The 15,763-nt window shown below is 61.1% G+C and carries 18 protein-coding genes and 1 tRNA gene; 9 read left to right on the forward strand and 10 right to left on the reverse strand.

What is annotated here, in order from left to right; genetic code table 11:
• The first annotated feature begins 2 nt into the window (after positions 1-2).
• The 5 genes from ctaD to NKJ40_RS16965 all read left to right on the forward strand — a co-directional run bounded on the left by ctaD (position 3) and on the right by NKJ40_RS16965 (position 4,242).
• A complete protein-coding gene (gene ctaD / locus NKJ40_RS16945; protein WP_352466989.1) occupies positions 3-1,772 on the forward strand; it encodes a cytochrome c oxidase subunit I in 1,770 nt (589 codons plus the stop codon).
• Positions 1,769-2,473: a cytochrome c oxidase subunit 3 gene (locus NKJ40_RS16950; protein ID WP_352466990.1), complete on the forward strand. Its 705-nt coding sequence runs from the start codon at positions 1,769-1,771 to the stop codon at positions 2,471-2,473. Before ctaD ends, NKJ40_RS16950 begins: the two co-directional genes overlap by 4 nt.
• Before the next feature lie 13 nt (positions 2,474-2,486).
• The gene (locus tag NKJ40_RS16955; protein WP_352466991.1) at positions 2,487-3,209 is read left to right on the forward strand and encodes a heme-copper oxidase subunit III family protein; all 723 of its coding nucleotides are present in this window, start codon (positions 2,487-2,489) and stop codon (positions 3,207-3,209) included.
• Between the two features lie 10 nt (positions 3,210-3,219).
• Positions 3,220-3,624, forward strand: a complete 405-nt coding sequence (locus NKJ40_RS16960; protein WP_352466992.1) for a cytochrome C oxidase subunit IV family protein — start codon at positions 3,220-3,222, stop codon at positions 3,622-3,624.
• Positions 3,625-3,768: 144 nt separating this feature from the next.
• On the forward strand, positions 3,769-4,242 hold the full coding sequence (locus NKJ40_RS16965) for an aminoacyl-tRNA deacylase (protein ID WP_352466993.1): 474 nt from the start codon (positions 3,769-3,771) through the stop codon (positions 4,240-4,242).
• A gap of 65 nt (positions 4,243-4,307) precedes the next feature.
• On the opposite strand, the gene NKJ40_RS16970 is transcribed toward NKJ40_RS16965, so the two are convergent.
• The 5 genes from NKJ40_RS16970 to tig all read right to left on the reverse strand — a co-directional run bounded on the left by NKJ40_RS16970 (position 4,308) and on the right by tig (position 9,242).
• Positions 4,308-5,120: a DUF2189 domain-containing protein gene (locus tag NKJ40_RS16970; RefSeq protein ID WP_352466994.1), complete on the reverse strand. Its 813-nt coding sequence runs from the start codon at positions 5,118-5,120 to the stop codon at positions 4,308-4,310.
• A gap of 315 nt (positions 5,121-5,435) precedes the next feature.
• Positions 5,436-6,368, reverse strand: coding sequence for a heme o synthase (locus NKJ40_RS16975; protein WP_352466995.1), 933 nt, complete (start codon positions 6,366-6,368; stop codon positions 5,436-5,438).
• 147 nt (positions 6,369-6,515) lie between these two features.
• Positions 6,516-6,869, reverse strand: coding sequence for a c-type cytochrome (locus NKJ40_RS16980; protein ID WP_502903725.1), 354 nt, complete (start codon positions 6,867-6,869; stop codon positions 6,516-6,518).
• Between the two features lie 212 nt (positions 6,870-7,081).
• A complete protein-coding gene (locus NKJ40_RS16985; RefSeq protein ID WP_352466997.1) occupies positions 7,082-7,576 on the reverse strand; it encodes a hypothetical protein in 495 nt (164 codons plus the stop codon).
• A gap of 190 nt (positions 7,577-7,766) precedes the next feature.
• On the reverse strand, positions 7,767-9,242 hold the full coding sequence (gene tig, locus NKJ40_RS16990; RefSeq protein WP_352467047.1) for a trigger factor: 1,476 nt from the start codon (positions 9,240-9,242) through the stop codon (positions 7,767-7,769).
• Positions 9,243-9,585: 343 nt separating this feature from the next.
• On the opposite strand from tig, the gene NKJ40_RS16995 reads away from it, so the two are divergent.
• Positions 9,586-9,670 (forward strand) — tRNA-Leu (locus NKJ40_RS16995).
• A gap of 91 nt (positions 9,671-9,761) precedes the next feature.
• On the opposite strand, the gene NKJ40_RS17000 is transcribed toward NKJ40_RS16995, so the two are convergent.
• Both NKJ40_RS17000 and NKJ40_RS17005 read right to left on the reverse strand, forming a co-directional pair.
• Positions 9,762-10,346 carry a GDYXXLXY domain-containing protein gene (locus NKJ40_RS17000; RefSeq protein WP_352466998.1) on the reverse strand — a complete coding sequence of 195 codons (585 nt, stop codon included), beginning with the start codon at positions 10,344-10,346 and terminating at the stop codon, positions 9,762-9,764.
• The gene (locus NKJ40_RS17005) at positions 10,343-11,461 is read right to left on the reverse strand and encodes a DUF2157 domain-containing protein (protein ID WP_352466999.1); all 1,119 of its coding nucleotides are present in this window, start codon (positions 11,459-11,461) and stop codon (positions 10,343-10,345) included. Before NKJ40_RS17005 ends, NKJ40_RS17000 begins: the two co-directional genes overlap by 4 nt.
• A gap of 223 nt (positions 11,462-11,684) precedes the next feature.
• Between NKJ40_RS17005 and NKJ40_RS17010 the strand changes: the two genes are divergently transcribed.
• Both NKJ40_RS17010 and NKJ40_RS17015 read left to right on the forward strand, forming a co-directional pair.
• A complete protein-coding gene (locus NKJ40_RS17010; protein ID WP_292659883.1) occupies positions 11,685-11,825 on the forward strand; it encodes a DUF1127 domain-containing protein in 141 nt (46 codons plus the stop codon).
• Positions 11,826-11,873: 48 nt separating this feature from the next.
• Positions 11,874-12,014, forward strand: coding sequence for a DUF1127 domain-containing protein (locus NKJ40_RS17015; protein WP_023678914.1), 141 nt, complete (start codon positions 11,874-11,876; stop codon positions 12,012-12,014).
• A 359-nt stretch (positions 12,015-12,373) separates the two neighbouring features.
• On the opposite strand, the gene NKJ40_RS17020 is transcribed toward NKJ40_RS17015, so the two are convergent.
• Positions 12,374-13,030 (reverse strand): hypothetical protein, encoded by a 657-nt coding sequence (locus tag NKJ40_RS17020; protein WP_352467000.1) that lies wholly within the window; start codon positions 13,028-13,030, stop codon positions 12,374-12,376.
• 44 nt (positions 13,031-13,074) lie between these two features.
• Between NKJ40_RS17020 and trmFO the strand changes: the two genes are divergently transcribed.
• Complete coding sequence (gene trmFO / locus NKJ40_RS17025) at positions 13,075-14,484, forward strand: methylenetetrahydrofolate--tRNA-(uracil(54)-C(5))-methyltransferase (FADH(2)-oxidizing) TrmFO (RefSeq protein WP_352467001.1); 1,410 nt, start codon at positions 13,075-13,077, stop codon at positions 14,482-14,484.
• Between the two features lie 26 nt (positions 14,485-14,510).
• Here trmFO and NKJ40_RS17030 read toward each other — a convergent pair whose 3' ends face one another.
• Both NKJ40_RS17030 and NKJ40_RS17035 read right to left on the reverse strand, forming a co-directional pair.
• The gene (locus NKJ40_RS17030; protein ID WP_502903726.1) at positions 14,511-15,338 is read right to left on the reverse strand and encodes a phytoene/squalene synthase family protein; all 828 of its coding nucleotides are present in this window, start codon (positions 15,336-15,338) and stop codon (positions 14,511-14,513) included.
• 25 nt (positions 15,339-15,363) lie between these two features.
• The gene (locus NKJ40_RS17035; protein WP_352467003.1) at positions 15,364-15,753 is read right to left on the reverse strand and encodes an Mth938-like domain-containing protein; all 390 of its coding nucleotides are present in this window, start codon (positions 15,751-15,753) and stop codon (positions 15,364-15,366) included.
• Between the last annotated feature and the right edge of the window lie 10 nt (positions 15,754-15,763).

The raw sequence follows: 15,763 nt of genomic DNA on the forward strand, positions 1-15,763 counted from the left end.
CTATGGTCGATATCACACCTGCAGATGCGGTACCGCCGGCCGAAGTCGCGGAAATGGAACTCTACCATCCGCACAGTTGGTGGACGAAATACGTTTTCTCGCAGGACGCCAAGGTCATCGCCATCCAGTATTCGGCGACGGCGACAGCGATCGGCATGGTGGCGCTGGTGTTGTCCTGGCTGATGCGGCTGCAGCTCGGCTTCCCCGGCACGTTCGACTTCATCACCCCGGAGGCCTACTACCAGTTCATCACCATGCACGGCATGATCATGGTGATCTACCTGCTCACGGCACTCTTCCTGGGCGGCTTCGGCAACTATCTGATTCCGTTGATGGTTGGTGCTCGCGACATGGTCTTTCCCTATGTCAACATGCTGAGCTACTGGATCTATCTGCTCGCCGTGCTGGTCCTGGTGTCGAGCTTCTTTGCGCCCGGCGGACCGACGGGTGCCGGCTGGACGCTCTATCCGCCGCAGGCGATCATGACCGGTACGCCAGGCGGCCAGGACTGGGGCATCATCCTGATGCTTGTCTCGCTGATCCTGTTCATCGTCGGCTTTACCATGGGCGGCTTGAACTATGTCGTGACGGTGCTGCAGGGCCGCACGCGCGGCATGACGCTGATGCGCCTTCCGCTTACTGTCTGGGGTATTTTCACCGCCACCGTCATGGCGCTGCTCGCCTTCCCGGCGCTGTTCGTCGCCTGCGTGATGATGCTGCTCGACCGGGCGCTCGGCACCAGCTTCTTCATGCCGGCGATCGTCGAGATGGGCGAACAGTTGCAGCACGGCGGCGGCAGCCCGATCCTGTTCCAGCATCTGTTCTGGTTCTTCGGCCATCCAGAGGTCTACATCGTGGCGCTTCCGGCCTTCGGCATCGTATCCGACCTGATCAGCACCCATGCGCGCAAGAACATCTTCGGCTACCGCATGATGGTCTGGGCCATCGTCGGCATCGGCGCGCTGAGTTTCGTGGTCTGGGCGCACCACATGTATGTCAGCGGCATGCATCCCTATTTCGGCTTTTTCTTCGCCACCACGACATTGATCATCGCCGTTCCAACAGCCATCAAGGTCTATAACTGGGTACTGACGCTGTGGCGCGGCGACATCCATCTCACCATACCGATGCTTTTTGCCCTGGCCTTCATCGTCACCTTCGTCAATGGCGGGTTGACTGGGTTATTTCTCGGCAATGTCGTCGTCGACGTTCCACTGTCGGACACGATGTTTGTCGTCGCCCATTTCCATATGGTCATGGGGGTCGCTCCAATCATCGTGATTTTCGGCGCGATCTATCACTGGTATCCGAAGGTCACCGGCCGGATGCTGAACGAGACACTGGGCCGGTTCCATTTCTGGGTCACCTTCCTCGGCGCCTATCTGATCTTCTTTCCCATGCACTATCTCGGCTTGATGGGCGTGCCGCGGCGCTACAACGAATTGACCGACATGACGGTGATGACGGAATCGGCCCACCACCTGAACTCGTTCATCAGCATCATGGCTTTTATCGTCGGTTTTGCCCAGATTGTGTTTCTGTTCAATCTCATCTGGAGCATCCGCCATGGCCGTGAGGCTGGCGGCAATCCGTGGCGGGCAACGACGCTCGAGTGGCAGACGCCCGAAACACCGCCCGCCCACGGCAATTTCGGCAAGGATCTGCCGATCGTCTATCGCTGGGCCTATGACTACAGCGTACCGGGAGCCAAGGAGGACTTCATACCGCAAAACGTTCCGGGCTCCTTCGCGCCCTCCAGGGAGCCGGCATGAGCGTAATCCTGGTCTTCCTGCTCGTGATCGCCGGTATTGCCGGGTGGTGGCTTTCCCATCAGCGGCTAATGACGAAGCCGTGGCTCGAGCAAGGTATGATCGGGGATTTTGTCGCTCTGGACCGATCGGCGCTGCCGACCGCAAAGATCGGTCTCGGCGTCTTCCTTGCCGTCGTCGGCTGCCTGTTCGCGCTGTTCACCAGTGCTTATTTCATGCGCATGGCGCTGTCGGATTGGCGGCCGCTGCCCATCCCGCCCCTGCTCTGGCTTAACACCGGCGTACTGGTCTTGAGCAGCATTGCGATACAGTGCGCTTCGCTCGCGGCGCGCAAGGGTCAAGTGGACATGGTCAGGCTTGGCCTCGCCACCGCTGGACTCACGGCGCTCGTCTTCCTGATTGGACAGCTTGTGGCATGGCGGGAACTGAGTGCGGACGGCTATTTTCTGGCATCCAATCCGGCCAACAGCTTCTTCTACTTGCTAACGGGAATGCATGGCCTGCATATACTGGGAGGACTGGTCGGGCTGGGCAGAACGAGCGTCGGCGCCTGGAACGGAGCGCAGCCGCAGCGGCTTCGCCTCAGTGTCGAGCTGTGCGCCATGTACTGGCATTTCCTGCTTTTCATCTGGCTCGCCATCTTTGCGCTTCTGGCCGGCTGGGCTTCGACTTTAATCGACATTTGCCGAGGGTTGCTGACCTAGGAGGAATGGGCGGATGGCAGAGACGACACTGGCCCACATCGGCCGAACAGAGCTGCGGCCCGCAGGCTTGCAAGGCATCGCCGCCGACTGGTCCTCGGATCAGCGGGCGTTCAAAAACGTGTCCTGGGGCAAGGCCATGATGTGGATCTTCCTGCTCAGCGACACGTTCATCTTCGGCTGCTTCCTGCTCTCCTACATGACCGCGCGTATCTCAACACGCGTGCCGTGGCCCAATCCGAGCGAGGTCTTCGCCCTGCGCATCGGTGGCTCCGACATTCCACTGATCCTTATCGCCATCATGACCTTCGTGCTGATCTCGAGCAGCGGAACGATGGCCATGGCGGTCAATTTCGGCTACCGCCGCGACCGCCGCAAGACGGCAGTGCTGATGCTCTTGACCGCAGCACTCGGCGCGACCTTCGTCGGCATGCAGGCCTTCGAATGGACCAAGCTGATCACCGAGGGCGTGCGGCCTTGGGGCAATCCCTGGGGCGCTGCCCAGTTCGGCGCATCCTTTTTCATGATCACCGGCTTCCACGGCACGCACGTGACGATCGGGGTGATCTTCCTGATCATCGTGGCGCGAAAGGTCTGGCGCGGGGATTACGATGTCGGACGGCCCGGCTTCTTCACCAGCCGGAGGGGCCGCTACGAGAACGTCGAAATCATGGGGCTTTACTGGCATTTCGTCGACCTGGTCTGGGTGTTCATTTTCGCATTTTTCTATCTTTGGTGAGAGGCAGGACATGGCTGAAGCAACCGCAAACGGCCTGGGACAGCATGCGCTGGACAGCGCCCATACCCATGATGCGACGACGACCGGGTTTACCCCGGCGGAGGTTCATCAGGAGCACCCGATCAAGCTCTATCTGGTGGTCTGGGCGTGGTTGTTCATCCTCAGCACCTGCTCCTATCTGGTCGACTATTTCGGTCTCCACGGCTATCTCAGATGGTCGCTGATCCTGATCTTCATGATCCTCAAGGCAGGGCTGATCGTCGCCATCTTCATGCACATGGCCTGGGAACGGCTGGCGCTGACATATGCAATCATCCTGCCGCCGGTGCTGGTGCTGGTGTTCGTGACGATGATGGTCTTCGAAGCGGACTACACGCTTCTCACCCGAATGGCGTTTTTCGGGGCCGGGCCCTGACATGCAATCCGGATCCAGGCGGTCCGGTCCTGGAGCCTTCGCCTTGAAACAATCCACGGCTGGTCCATTTCTGTTGGTATCGGAAACGACAGGCGATGCCGGCGTTTCCACATGCGTCGCGAACACCAGCAAGGGGCGCCCAAGATGACCATCGCAAACAGACTGAAGGACTTCATCGATAGGAAAGGAATTTCCTACGACACCGTCGAGCATCACCGCACGGCGACAAGCAGACAATCTGCCATTGCGGCACATGTGCCTGGCAGCATAATGGCCAAATCGGTCGTCGTTCACCACGACCGTGGCTACGCGCTGGCCGTGGTTCCAAGCACGCACCGGATAGAACTCGCGACATTGCAGGATGTCATGGACAAGCCCCTTGGGCTAGCCTCCGAAGACGAGGTGGTCTCGTTGTTCGGCGATTGCGACGTCGGCGCTGTGCCGCCGATCGGCGCTGCCTATGATGTGCCGGTGGTCCTCGACGAAAGCCTCGGCGACGCTCCCGAAGTCTATTTCGAGGGCGGCGACCACAAGACGCTTGTGCATGTGAGCGGCAAGGATTTCCGCGACCTGACAAAGGACGCGCGCCAGGCCCGTTTCAGCCACCCGGCCTATTGAAAGCTCTGCCCCCACCCTGCCCGCACCCGGCACTTTCGCCGGTGCGGGCACGGCAGGTTTTCAGCTCACGGTCTGGTGGCCGGCGGCGATTCCACAACTTTCCGATAGACATGCCAGGTGGCATGACCAAGGATCGGCAGCACGACTGCCAACCCGGCGAACACTGGCAGCGAGCCGATGATCAGGGCGACGGCGACGATAAGGCCCCACACCGCCATCACGATCGGGTTGGCCAGGACAACGCGCACCGAGGTGTGGATGGCTTCGTAGGCCCCGACATCGCGGTCGAGCAACAACGGGAATGCGACGACCGTGGTGCATAGCACAACCGCGGCGAACACGAAGCCGATGGCGTGACCCAGAATGATGAGCGTCCAGCCGCGTCCCGTGGCGAATATTTCACTGATGAAGCTGGACAGCGATTGCGGCGGCGCCGGGCCGAACAGGGTCTGGTAAAATATCTGGGCCGTCAAAAGCCAGGCGATGAAGATCGCAAGCAGCATGATGCCGACCGCCGCGATAGCCGGCAGTGCCGGAGAACTCCTGACCTCAAAGGCGTGTCTCCACGAGGCATCGAGCCCGGCTTCCCGTCGCCGGCTGATCTCATAGAGGCCGATCGCCGCGAACGGACCAATCAGTGCAAAGCCGGACACAAGCGGAAACAGCAATGGCAGCGTGTTGTTGCCTGATGTCCAGACAGCAAGCACGACCCCGGCAAGCGGATAGATCAGGCAGAGAAAAACGATGTGCGACGGCTTGACCATAAAATCATCGACCCCACGCCTGAGCGCATCAAAAAGATCGGAGACACCGATTTTTCGAACTCTGGTGTGTTCCAGCGTCTCGCTGGCGCCTGCTATCACGTGAAAGCTTGCCATGACCATTCCTCCAGACCAGGTCCGGTAAGGTCGCGTTTTACGGTGCTGCCGTTCTGCATGATTGGCCCACACAAACCGCGACCTGCACCATGATCAATATACTCTCATGCGGGGGACTTGTCGCGCTTTGTAGGAAGGCCGGGAGTAAGAGGTCGCGGGTAGCCTGACTAGCTCCGGACGCCGTTCTTCGATATGCTCTTCTAGTCGAAGGTGAAGGTCATGGATGGAAGGACAGTTCTCATACTCGGCCTTGGCGTCGCTATTCTGCTGTTGCTTGGATTTTGTGCTCTGCCGACGTGATGTTTTGAGCAGGGGTCAATAGCCGGCTGACGCGACCACCCGCATTACAATGGTGTCGGCAAGCAGCGCCGCAAAGATTGCGAAAAGATAGACAATCGAATACGCAAACAGCGCCTTTGCCGGCTTCATCTCCTTGTCGGCGACGAGAACCTTCCAGGCCTGCCAAATGAAACCTGCGCCCAATGCGGCTGAAACAGTGCCGTAATATCCGCTCGCGAAGCCAAAGCCCCAAGGGAGAACGCCGATTGGCGCCAAGAGCAGCGAATAGGCGAAGATTTGTTTTCTGGTCGAGTGCTGGCCGGCCACATTCGGCATCATCGGGATACCCGCCGCGGCATAGTCGCCGACCTTGAAAAGGGCCAGCGCCCAGAAATGAGGCGGCGTCCAGAGGAAAATGATCAGAAACAGAATGAGACTTTCAATACCGATAGCGCCGGTTGCAGCCGCCCACCCGATCACCGGAGGAAGGGCGCCTGCCGCGCCGCCTATGACGATGTTCTGTGGCGTCGAGCGCTTCAGCCACATCGTGTAGATAACGACGTAGAAAAAGATGGTGAACGCCAACAGCGATGCGGCAAGCCACCCCACCAGCACGCCGAGCGTCACGACCGACAGTGCGGAAAGCACCAGACCGAAGCCGAGAGCTTCGCCAGGCGTGACGCGACCGGACGGAATTGGTCGCTTGGACGTGCGAGACATCAAGGGGTCTATGTCTGCGTCGTACCACATATTGAGCGCGCCGGCGGCTCCTGCTCCGACCGCAATTGCGCCGATGGCGATTACGGCGATAACTGGATTCATTACGCCGGGCGCCATCATCAGGCCGACGAAGGCGGTAAAAACGGCAAGCGCCATGACTCGCGGTTTCAAAAGCGCAAAGAAATCACCCGCCGTCGCCTCCGAGAGGCGGATGCCAGTATCCTTGAGACGGCTTTCTTCAGTCGACATTCAGACGACCACCGATGGGAACGGCAGCCTAGCCGGCCAATGTCTTTTTTGCAACGAGCCGCCTCCCCACCTGACGCTGCCGGCAGATTGCGGCCGAGGCTATGCCCCGACCTGTTTGCGATACCAAGATCCGGCGGAAGAGCCGCGTTATTTGGAGAATTGCTTCAGGTAGGCAATGACATTGGCGATGTCCTCGTCTTTCTTGAGGCCGGGAAACGCCATCTTCGTTCCTTTGACCATCGCCTTGGGATCGCGAAGGTAGGTCGTCAGCGTGGCCTCATCCCATTTGACGCCGGACTTGCCAGCTTCGGTCATCGCCTTGGAATAGCTGAACCCCGGATGCGTGCCGGCCGTTCGGCCGATGACGCCGTTCAACGACGGACCGACCTTGTTCTGATCCTTGTCCGCGACGTGGCAGACCTTGCATTTGGCGAAGACCTTCTCACCTGCCGCGGCATCCTGGGCCCACGAGGGGCCGGCAATGACGGTCGCGACGGACATGACGATAAAAAACACGATGGCACGCATGGCATTTCCTCCCTGATCGCCAATTTGCCCTGGCTGACCTGCACAGGCCGACATCTAGTCCGCTGGCATGCGCTCTTGAATGGCAGAACGGATATCCACTGCCTGGAGTTGCGGCACCTACATACCACAGAACCCGGCCGGCAGGTAGAGTTCGATCATGCAATGGATTAATGCGGACAATCCGCTCAAGGCAATTTGGTGTTGCAGGTGGTGGCGATCCGGCCGACGGCCTCTTCAACTCCGGCGAGGTCAAACTCGGCTTTGCCGCGCCCCGACAGCAGCCCGAACCGCCAGGACAGCAGCAGCCGGTCCGCGGAAATCAGTCGTCTGATGCCGTCGGCACCGTCGCGGACCAGCATCCTGCTGCGCGGGCCGACCGACCAGCTTTCGTTGAGCTTGCCGGATTGGCCGACAGTCACCGACATGGCGATGGTTCGGCTGGCGGAAACGGTGTCGCTCAGCTGCAGCCATTCGCTCCAACGCGGTTCGCCGGCGGTCCGGCAGGCGATCGTCAATACCGGGCTGTAACTCAATGCGCCGCCGCCGGTGATGAGCTTGTTGGTCGCGTACAGCGAGGCGGTGACAAGGCCATCGCTGGTCTTGTCGAACCGCCAGTTGTCGAGAACCGTATCAGCCTGAGCGATCCCGCAGACCGACGCAAGCAGGAATGCCGCCGCCATCACGCTTCCGATACCGAAGAACTGTCTCAACGATGCCTCCAACAACCGCTGCGGTCAGCAACCCTGCGCAGATAATCATCAAAGCTTCGTATCGCCACCTCGACCGCCAGATGCGTGAAATCCGTTGCGTCTGCGCCACAACGAAAAAGGCCGCCTCGAGAAGGCGGCCTTTCGGAATTCAGCAGGGACGTTATTCAGCGTCCTTGGCGGCCTTCTTCTTCGGCGCGGCCTTTTTCTTCGGCTCTTCAGCGTCGTCGTCGGCCTTCTTGGCGTCGGCTTTTTTCGCGGCCGGCTTCTTTGCCGGCTTCGCTTTGGTCGTCTCCGTATCCTCGTCGTCGGCCAGCAACTCTTCCTTGCTGACCTTGACATCGGTGACCGAAATCTGGCCGAGCAGATGGTCGACCACCTTCTCTTCGAACATGGGCGCGCGCAACGTATTCAGCGCTTCGGGATTGTTGCGATAGAATTCGAAGGCTTCCTGCTGCTGGTTGGCCGGATAGCGGCGCACCTGCTCGAACAGGCCGCGCTGCAATTCCTCGTCCGTCACGGTGACGCCGGCCTTCTCGCCGATTTCGGCGAGAACCAGGCCGAGACGCACGCGGCGCTCGGCAAGCCGCATATATTCGGCACGCGCTTCTTCTTCCGTCGTCTCTTCGTCGGCAAAGGTGCGCCCGGCGGCTTCGAGATCGCGGTTGACCTGGTTCCAGATGTTGTTGAACTCGGCCTCGACGAGCTTGGACGGCGCCTCGAACGAGTAGGCGGCGTCGAGTTGGTCGAGCAACTGGCGCTTGACCTTCTGGCGCGTCATCGAGCCGAACTGATTTTCGATCTGACCGCGCACCACCACGCGCAGGCGCTCCAGCGACTCCAGGCCGAGGTTTTTGGCCATCTCGTCGTTGATCTCAAGTTCGCCGGGCTTCGACACTTCCTTGACGGTCACGTCGAAAGTGGCTTCCTTGCCGGCCAGATGCGCCGCCTGGTAGTTTTCCGGGAAGGTTACCGTGATCTGCTTCTCGTCGCCAGCCTTGCTGCCGACCAGCTGGTCCTCGAAGCCGGGGATGAATTCCTTGGAGCCGAGTACCAGCGGCTGATCGGTGCCGGCGCCGCCGTTGAAGGCTTCGCCGTCGATCTTGCCGACATAATCGATAGTCACGCGGTCGCCCTCGGCGGCCTTGCCGGTCTTCGGCTCGTAGGTGCGGGCGGATTCAGCGACACGCTTGACCTGCTCGTCGATCTCTTCATCCGGCACGTCGAACACCTGGCGCGTCACCTTGATGTCGGAGAAATCCTTGATCTCGATCGGCGGAATGACCTCATAGTTCAGGCGGAACTCGAAGTCGGCGCCGCCGGCCAGGATCTTCTCGGCCTCCTTCTCGTCCTCCGTCATGATCACTTCGGGCTGCATGGCGGCCTTTTCGCCGCGCCCGGTGATGATCGAACGGGTCGAATCGTTGAGGATCTCGTTGACCACTTCGGCCATGAACGATTTGCCGTAGACCTTGCGCAGGTGCTGCACCGGCACCTTGCCCGGGCGGAAGCCGTTGATGCGGACCTTGTTCCTGGCATCGGAGAGCCGCGCCATCAGCTTGGCTTCCATGTCACCGGCCGGCACGGTGATCTTGATCTCGCGCTTGAGACCGGAGTTGAGCGTTTCGGTGACCTGCATCATAAAACCTTTGTTTCCACCAATGAGGCCGTCAAACGGCCCCTGCCGTTTACAGCCTGCCGGTATGATCTTGCCGGGAATGGCTTTTGGTGCGGGACTTGGCGATCTGTCCGCCCAACGCGGCACAAATCCTCCAGAAATACGCTCCAAAATGTGAATAAGTCTTTGTTTTTCCTACTTCTTATCACATTCTGCAGAAGCGGATCGTCGCGTCCCGTCACATTCGACACGCCTTTTGTCACAGGCGACGCTGATTTTCAACCATCTTTGCATTCCGGCCAATGATGCCGATATCGGCCCTGACATTGACAGAATGATGGCTACATGGGATTGGCCGGGCAATGCGGATGTGGCGGAATTGGTAGACGCCCTGGATTTAGGTTCCAGTGCCGAAAGGCGTGGGGGTTCGAGTCCCTTCATCCGCACCACCCTTCGTTCTTCGAGCTTCGGGTGGCAGGCCACTCGAAGCTCCTCCGAAGCCTTGGCGAAGGAGGATCATTGCCAAGGCCGTAGCGCGATCTAGTAAAGCGGCTCCTCGAACAGTGTCTTGTCGCCGTCCACCAAGGCCTTGATTTGCGCCGTGCCGTTGGCCGCGATCGCCACGCGGATGCCGAACGGCCGCACCCGCATGTCGTTCTGGATCGCTATCCCCTCGCCTTCCGGCAGATAGAAGCGCTCGATGCCGTACTCCGGCGCGATCGTCGTTTCTCCCTGGCTGATATCCCAGCCCTCGGAGACGTGTCCGACGATATCGGCTTCACCGGATGCTGCCGGCGCCGGCGCTTGCCCGAACCAAGCCGCGGTCGGCCCCCAATAGCCATCGGCGCCCTGCTTCAGCCTGACCACGATCGACGTTTCAACGCTGGAAAGCTTGCCGGCCGGAATGTTGCCGATCAGCTTCACCGGTATGCGCGAAATGTCGTAGCCGAGCCGAATGTAGTCACCGCGCAAGAGATCGCGCGGATCGATCGGCTCGACCTTGAGCAGAACCTGCTTGCCGTCGCGCAGGATCGCCGCACGTCCGGCGATGATCCAGCTCAGGAAGCCGATCTGGACAAGCGCCAGCACTATCGCCGAGATGATCAGTCTCTTGCCGGTCATCATGCCGCCGCTCCTGTCATGTTCGGGGCGTTCATGCGCTTTTCTATGCGGATGATAATAAAAGCCAGAACGGCGAGAAGCACCGCCGCCGCAAGGAAGAAGCCTGCCGTGTCGAGCATTGATTGCAGCATCACCACATAGATGATGGCGAGTTCGAAGGCGAAGCCCGCATAGGCAACCCAGCGCAACCCCCGGCTCTCGCGGCCGCCCAGCACGATCGCCGCGACAATGCCGGCCAGCGCAACAGCCGAGGCAATGGCGAAGCCGCTATTGTAGCTGCTTTCATCCGCCAGTTCGAATTGGATCATCGCCAGGCCGGTGAGAAAGCCGATCAGCGCGTGCAAGGGCAGCCTGCCACCCAGTTGCAAGATCCTGTCGACCGGCCCGGCAGCAAAGATCGCAGCGGTAAAAAGCAGCACCGACGCGGCAACGAGCGGGATGGCAACTTGCAGCGTGTCGTATTGCATGACCAACAGCACGAGGTAGAAGAGGACCGACAGGATGATCAGGTGGCGCGCAGCCTGGCTGCGCGTCCAGAACGAAACGGCGAAGAGAACCAGCGCCATGACCACGAAGAGATGCGGAAATTCCGTGCGCCGGAAGTAGTCGAACCCTCTCAGGAACAGCCAGGCATCGGCGATGCCGACGGCAGCGACGGTCAGCGGGTTTGAGCGCAGCGCCACCGCCGCCAGCGCCGTGCCGACGCCCCAGGCGATCAAGGCCGAGGCCTCGTCGCCCGACAAATGATACATCTGGCCGATCAGCGCGATCGATCCGCCGAATGCCGCCGCCGCGACGATCCACAGCGCCTCGCCGATCGCCGCATGGTCGCGCATCTTCAGCACCGCGCCGCCGACATAGCCGGCAAGGATAACGGCAAAGAGTGTTGCGACCCGCACCAGCCTCGGAATGACTTCCCAGTTGGCGGCGATGAAGATCAGGATAGCCGCGCCGAACAACAGCGCCGCCATCATCGCCAGGATCGAGCCGAAGCTCAGCGATTTGCGTTCGCTGGCTTCTACGTCGCGCGTCAGCGCATTGGCTGTCGGCGCGTCGATCAGGCCAGCCTGCTGCCATCGCGCGATATCCGACCTGACCCGTGACGAATAGCTCGCCATTGCCCCTCCCCTTTCGCTTCGTCCTTTTAGCTCGTACGCCCAAGCGTTTGACCTAACGGCATTTTCCGATTTGGGCGGAAAGCCGGACGCGCGTTAATGTTGCATTGCACAATTTGCATTGCTGCCATGCACCAATAGCGCTTTTAAATCGATATGACCCCACCTATTTTCACGGTGCACGCAAAGACGGAATGATCCGAAAGAAAGACGAAACGAGAATACCATGAACCTGATCCGCAACTATCGCAACTGGCGCCGCTATAGGGACACCGTGTCCGAGCTGAGCCGCCTGAGCACCCGTGAACTGACCGACCTCGGCATCAGCCGCAGCGACATTCACCACGTCGCCCGCAAGGCGGTCTAACCCTTCGGGCCGCAAATGGTCCGAACTAGTTTTGAAAAGAGAACGACAATGAACCTGATCCGCAACTATCGTAACTGGCGCGTCTACCGCGAGACGGTTACCGAGCTGGGTCGCCTGTCCAACCGCCAGCTCAACGATCTCGGCATCGTCCGCGACGAGATCAAGATGGTCGCTCGCAGGGCGATCTAACCACAAGAATTTCGCCAGGGTCGACCTCCTCCCCGATCCTGACGGATACGGTCAGCCTTCACCTCCTCCCGAGGGTTGACCACAAAAACGGCGCCCGCCGGACCTCCTCCCTCGGCGGGCGCCGTTTCTAAGTTGTTTCTAAAAAGGGTTTCGCGCCCTTTCAAATGGCGAAAAGAATTTCGTCAAAGCCGACCTCCTCCCCGGCGATGACGAATACGGTCGATCTTCACCTCCTCCCGAGGATCGGCCAACAAAACGACACCCGCCGGACCTCCTCCCCCGGCGGGTGTTGTTGTTTTCAGGTCTAGGCACTCCGAAGCTGCTTTGGGGCGAGCCGTCTTTGCGGGACGGCCCTGTCGTCAGTCCAGCGCCCCGCTTTTCAGCACGCCCCGTTCCTTCCACTGGCTCAGCGGAAAAATATCCGGCGCGCCGCCCATCGGCGCATACCAGGAATCCACCACCCATTCCGTATCGCCGCGGTCGCTGATCACCGCCGTCCAATGCGGATAGCGCCCGTCGACAAACAGGCCTCGCGAGGCCCTGTCCTCGACCTTGTGAAACCTGAGCAGTTTTCGCTCGGCAAGATAGACCAGCAACGCATGCGTATTGGTCGATTCGTCGACACAATCCATTTGGCCCCTGATGCGCGATGCACCGAATTCTGACTTCGGCTGGTCACGAATGCCGATTGCCTGGAAAATGCGCTGCTCGAAATAGCGGACCGCCTTCGAAATAGCGGAACGCTCGGCCTGAGGTGAACCGGCGCCCGCACGCAGGATAGAGCGGAAACGCGCACCGTCACTGGGGCCGAGCGCCAGCATCGTGCGATAGTTGCAACCGTAGCCGTGGCATATGGGGATCCGCTTGGAAGCCGTCGCGGCCAGTTCGCCGGCGGCCGCTGATCCGCCTACCGCAATCACGACTGTCAGAAATGTCGCTCTGGCAAAGACCCCGAGACTTCCACCCATTCGCGATAGTAGACGATTGCAGCGCTTGGCGGCAACAGCGCGGCTCATTCGTGTAATTGCAATCCTCGCGCCAAGCGACTATTTCGGCGCTCATGAACAAAACTCCCATTCACGTCATCGGCGGCGGTCTCGCCGGCTCCGAAGCCGCCTGGCAGGTGGCCGAAGCGGGCGTTCCCGTTGTCCTGCATGAAATGCGTCCCGTCCGCGGTACCGACGCGCACAAGACCGACGGGCTGGCCGAGCTCGTCTGTTCCAATTCCTTCCGCTCCGACGATGCGCAAACCAATGCCGTCGGCCTTCTGCACGCCGAAATGCGGCTGGCCGGTTCGCTGATCATGAGCGCCGGCGATGCGCACCAGGTGCCGGCCGGCGGTGCGCTCGCCGTCGACCGCGACGGATTTTCCGAAGCGGTAACCCGGAAGCTCGAAGCCCACCCGCTCATCACCATTCGACGCGAGGAAGTGCCCGGCCTGCCGCCGGCGGACTGGGACCAGGCGATTATCGCCACCGGCCCGCTGACCGCGCCTTCGCTCGCCCAATCGATAGCCGAAGTGACCGGCGCCGACGCACTCGCCTTCTTCGATGCCATCGCGCCGATCGTCCATTTCGACACGATCGACATGGATATCTGCTGGTTCCAGTCGCGCTACGACAAGATCGGCCCCGGCGGCACCGGCAAGGACTACATCAATTGCCCGATGGACAAGGAGCAGTACCTTGCCTTCGTGCAGGCGCTGGTCGACGGCCAGAAAACCGAATTCAAGCAGTGGGAAGGCACGCCCTATTTCGACGGCTGCCTGCCGATCGAGGTGATGGCCGAGCGCGGCGTCGAGACATTGCGCTACGGGCCGATGAAGCCGATGGGGCTGACCAATGCGCACAATCCGTCCGTAAAGGCCTATGCCGTCGTCCAGCTTCGCCAGGACAATGCGCTGGGCACGCTCTACAACATGGTCGGCTTCCAGACCAAGCTGAAGCACGCCGAGCAGGTGCGCATTTTCCGCACCATCCCCGGGCTGGAGAATGCCGAGTTCGCCCGCCTCGGCGGCCTGCACCGCAACACCTACATCAATTCGCCGACGCTGCTCGACGCTTCGCTGCAGTTGAAGTCGCGGCCCGGCCTGCGTTTTGCCGGCCAGATCACCGGCTGCGAGGGCTATGTCGAGAGTGCCGCCATCGGCCTGCTTGCCGGGCGTTTCGCGGCCGCCGAAAGGCTTGGCCGTGCACCATCGCTGCCGCCCTTGACCACCGCCTTCGGCGCGCTGCTCAACCACATCACCGGTGGCCATATTGTCTCCGACGACGAGACGGGAAAGCGCTCCTTCCAGCCGATGAACGTCAATTTCGGCCTGTTCCCGCCCGTGGACGCGCCAAAGATCGAAGGCAAGCGGCTGCGCGGCAAGGACAAGACGGTCGCCAAGCGGCACGCGGTGACATCGCGCGCTCTGGCCGACTGCCGCGAATGGCTGGGGCTGCCTTCCCGGGCGGAGGCTGCGGAATAACGGTCGGGTTGGCTACGCGGCAGCCTCTATGCGACCGGCCAGCCTTGCGTCGCACGCCGGAACAAGAGCCAATGCCGGCGCAGGGCCGAGAGCCGCGCCGCGCCATCAAGCGGTGAATGGCGGGAGCCGTCCATCTTGCCGAGATAGACGCCCGTCAGAGCCAGCGGCAGAAAGGCCGGTCGCAGCGAAACCGGCAGAGCGGACGCCCCCTGCTCGAAAGCGGACAGATGCTCGCGTGCCAGAGCGATCATCGCGGCGACGGCGCGTTCCGCGCCCGGCCCGCCGTCGCCTGTAACGAATTCTTGCGGCGACGATCCCGCCGCCGCCAAAATGTCGGCCGGGACAAAGCACTGTCCCCGCTTGCGATGCAGCGGCAGCAGAAGCAGGAGACCGGTCATCGCCTGCGCACAACCTGCCCTGCCGGCAAGTTCGGCAAAGCGTGGCGCTTCGATCGGATCGAGCACCATCGCCGCAAGCTGGATGAGTGCTGCGGCAGTCTCGCCGCAATAGCCTTCGAGGTCGGTGCGCGACGGCATCGGGTCGTCATAGAGATCGAAGATGCGCGCTTCGAGCATATTGTCGAAAGCGGCCTTAGGCAGGCGGTGAGCGGAAATCGTCGCCCTCAGCGCGTCCGCCACGGGATGGCCGACCTTAGCCCGATCGTCTTCGGCTGCGATGACATCGCGCCACCATTGCAGCCGCACCTCGCCCGGCAGCGCCTCGTGGATGCGATCGCGTATGCCGGCGATTTCGGCGTTGAAGGCATAGAGCGAAAACAGCGGGTCGCGCTTGTTCTCGGGCGCATAGAGCACGCTGAGATAGCGGTCATGGTCGGCGGCACGCACCATCTCCATGACGACTTTGGTGTTTTCGGCCACGTCAGTCGACGGCGATGAGCGCTGCGGCCACGGCGCGGTCTTCCGCCAGCAGCACATTATAGGTCCGCACCGCCGCCCCGGTCGACATCGGATCGGCGGAAATGCCCGCTTCTTTCAGCGCCGTACGCAGCGCTCCAGGCAATGGCCTCAGATCCTTGCCGCTGCCGACCAGCAGGATTTCGACCCTGTCGGCCTCGTTGAGCAGCTTGGCGAAATCCGCTGCCGTCAGCGCCAGCGGATCGGCCGGCTCCCAGCCATAGATGCCAGAAGGCAGGCACAGCAGCGAGCCGCGATGCGACATGTCGGCAAAGCGGAAACCGCCATTGCCGTAAGCCTCGATCGGTGCGCGGCCGGGGAAATGCGCCTCGCGGATGACGATGCCCTTGGCCACTTTTGAGGCA

This window comes from Mesorhizobium sp. M0119, from assembly GCF_040322615.1.
Taxonomy (GTDB): domain Bacteria; phylum Pseudomonadota; class Alphaproteobacteria; order Rhizobiales; family Rhizobiaceae; genus Mesorhizobium.

Bases quoted from the DNA above. Each gene is read 5' to 3' on its own strand.
- ctaD (WP_352466989.1), top strand. From the start codon at position 3: ATGGTCGATATCACACCTGCAGATGCGGTACCGCCGGCCGAAGTCGCG.
- NKJ40_RS16950 (WP_352466990.1), top strand. From the start codon at position 1,769: ATGAGCGTAATCCTGGTCTTCCTGCTCGTGATCGCCGGTATTGCCGGG.
- NKJ40_RS16955 (WP_352466991.1), top strand. From the start codon at position 2,487: ATGGCAGAGACGACACTGGCCCACATCGGCCGAACAGAGCTGCGGCCC.
- NKJ40_RS16960 (WP_352466992.1), top strand. From the start codon at position 3,220: ATGGCTGAAGCAACCGCAAACGGCCTGGGACAGCATGCGCTGGACAGC.
- NKJ40_RS16965 (WP_352466993.1), top strand. From the start codon at position 3,769: ATGACCATCGCAAACAGACTGAAGGACTTCATCGATAGGAAAGGAATT.
- NKJ40_RS16970 (WP_352466994.1), bottom strand. From the start codon at position 5,120: ATGGCAAGCTTTCACGTGATAGCAGGCGCCAGCGAGACGCTGGAACAC.
- NKJ40_RS16975 (WP_352466995.1), bottom strand. From the start codon at position 6,368: ATGTCGACTGAAGAAAGCCGTCTCAAGGATACTGGCATCCGCCTCTCG.
- NKJ40_RS16980 (WP_502903725.1), bottom strand. From the start codon at position 6,869: ATGTCCGTCGCGACCGTCATTGCCGGCCCCTCGTGGGCCCAGGATGCC.
- NKJ40_RS16985 (WP_352466997.1), bottom strand. From the start codon at position 7,576: ATGGCGGCGGCATTCCTGCTTGCGTCGGTCTGCGGGATCGCTCAGGCT.
- tig (WP_352467047.1), bottom strand. From the start codon at position 9,242: ATGCAGGTCACCGAAACGCTCAACTCCGGTCTCAAGCGCGAGATCAAG.
- NKJ40_RS17000 (WP_352466998.1), bottom strand. From the start codon at position 10,346: ATGATGACCGGCAAGAGACTGATCATCTCGGCGATAGTGCTGGCGCTT.
- NKJ40_RS17005 (WP_352466999.1), bottom strand. From the start codon at position 11,461: ATGGCGAGCTATTCGTCACGGGTCAGGTCGGATATCGCGCGATGGCAG.
- NKJ40_RS17010 (WP_292659883.1), top strand. From the start codon at position 11,685: ATGAACCTGATCCGCAACTATCGCAACTGGCGCCGCTATAGGGACACC.
- NKJ40_RS17015 (WP_023678914.1), top strand. From the start codon at position 11,874: ATGAACCTGATCCGCAACTATCGTAACTGGCGCGTCTACCGCGAGACG.
- NKJ40_RS17020 (WP_352467000.1), bottom strand. From the start codon at position 13,030: ATGAGCCGCGCTGTTGCCGCCAAGCGCTGCAATCGTCTACTATCGCGA.
- trmFO (WP_352467001.1), top strand. From the start codon at position 13,075: ATGAACAAAACTCCCATTCACGTCATCGGCGGCGGTCTCGCCGGCTCC.
- NKJ40_RS17030 (WP_502903726.1), bottom strand. From the start codon at position 15,338: ATGGAGATGGTGCGTGCCGCCGACCATGACCGCTATCTCAGCGTGCTC.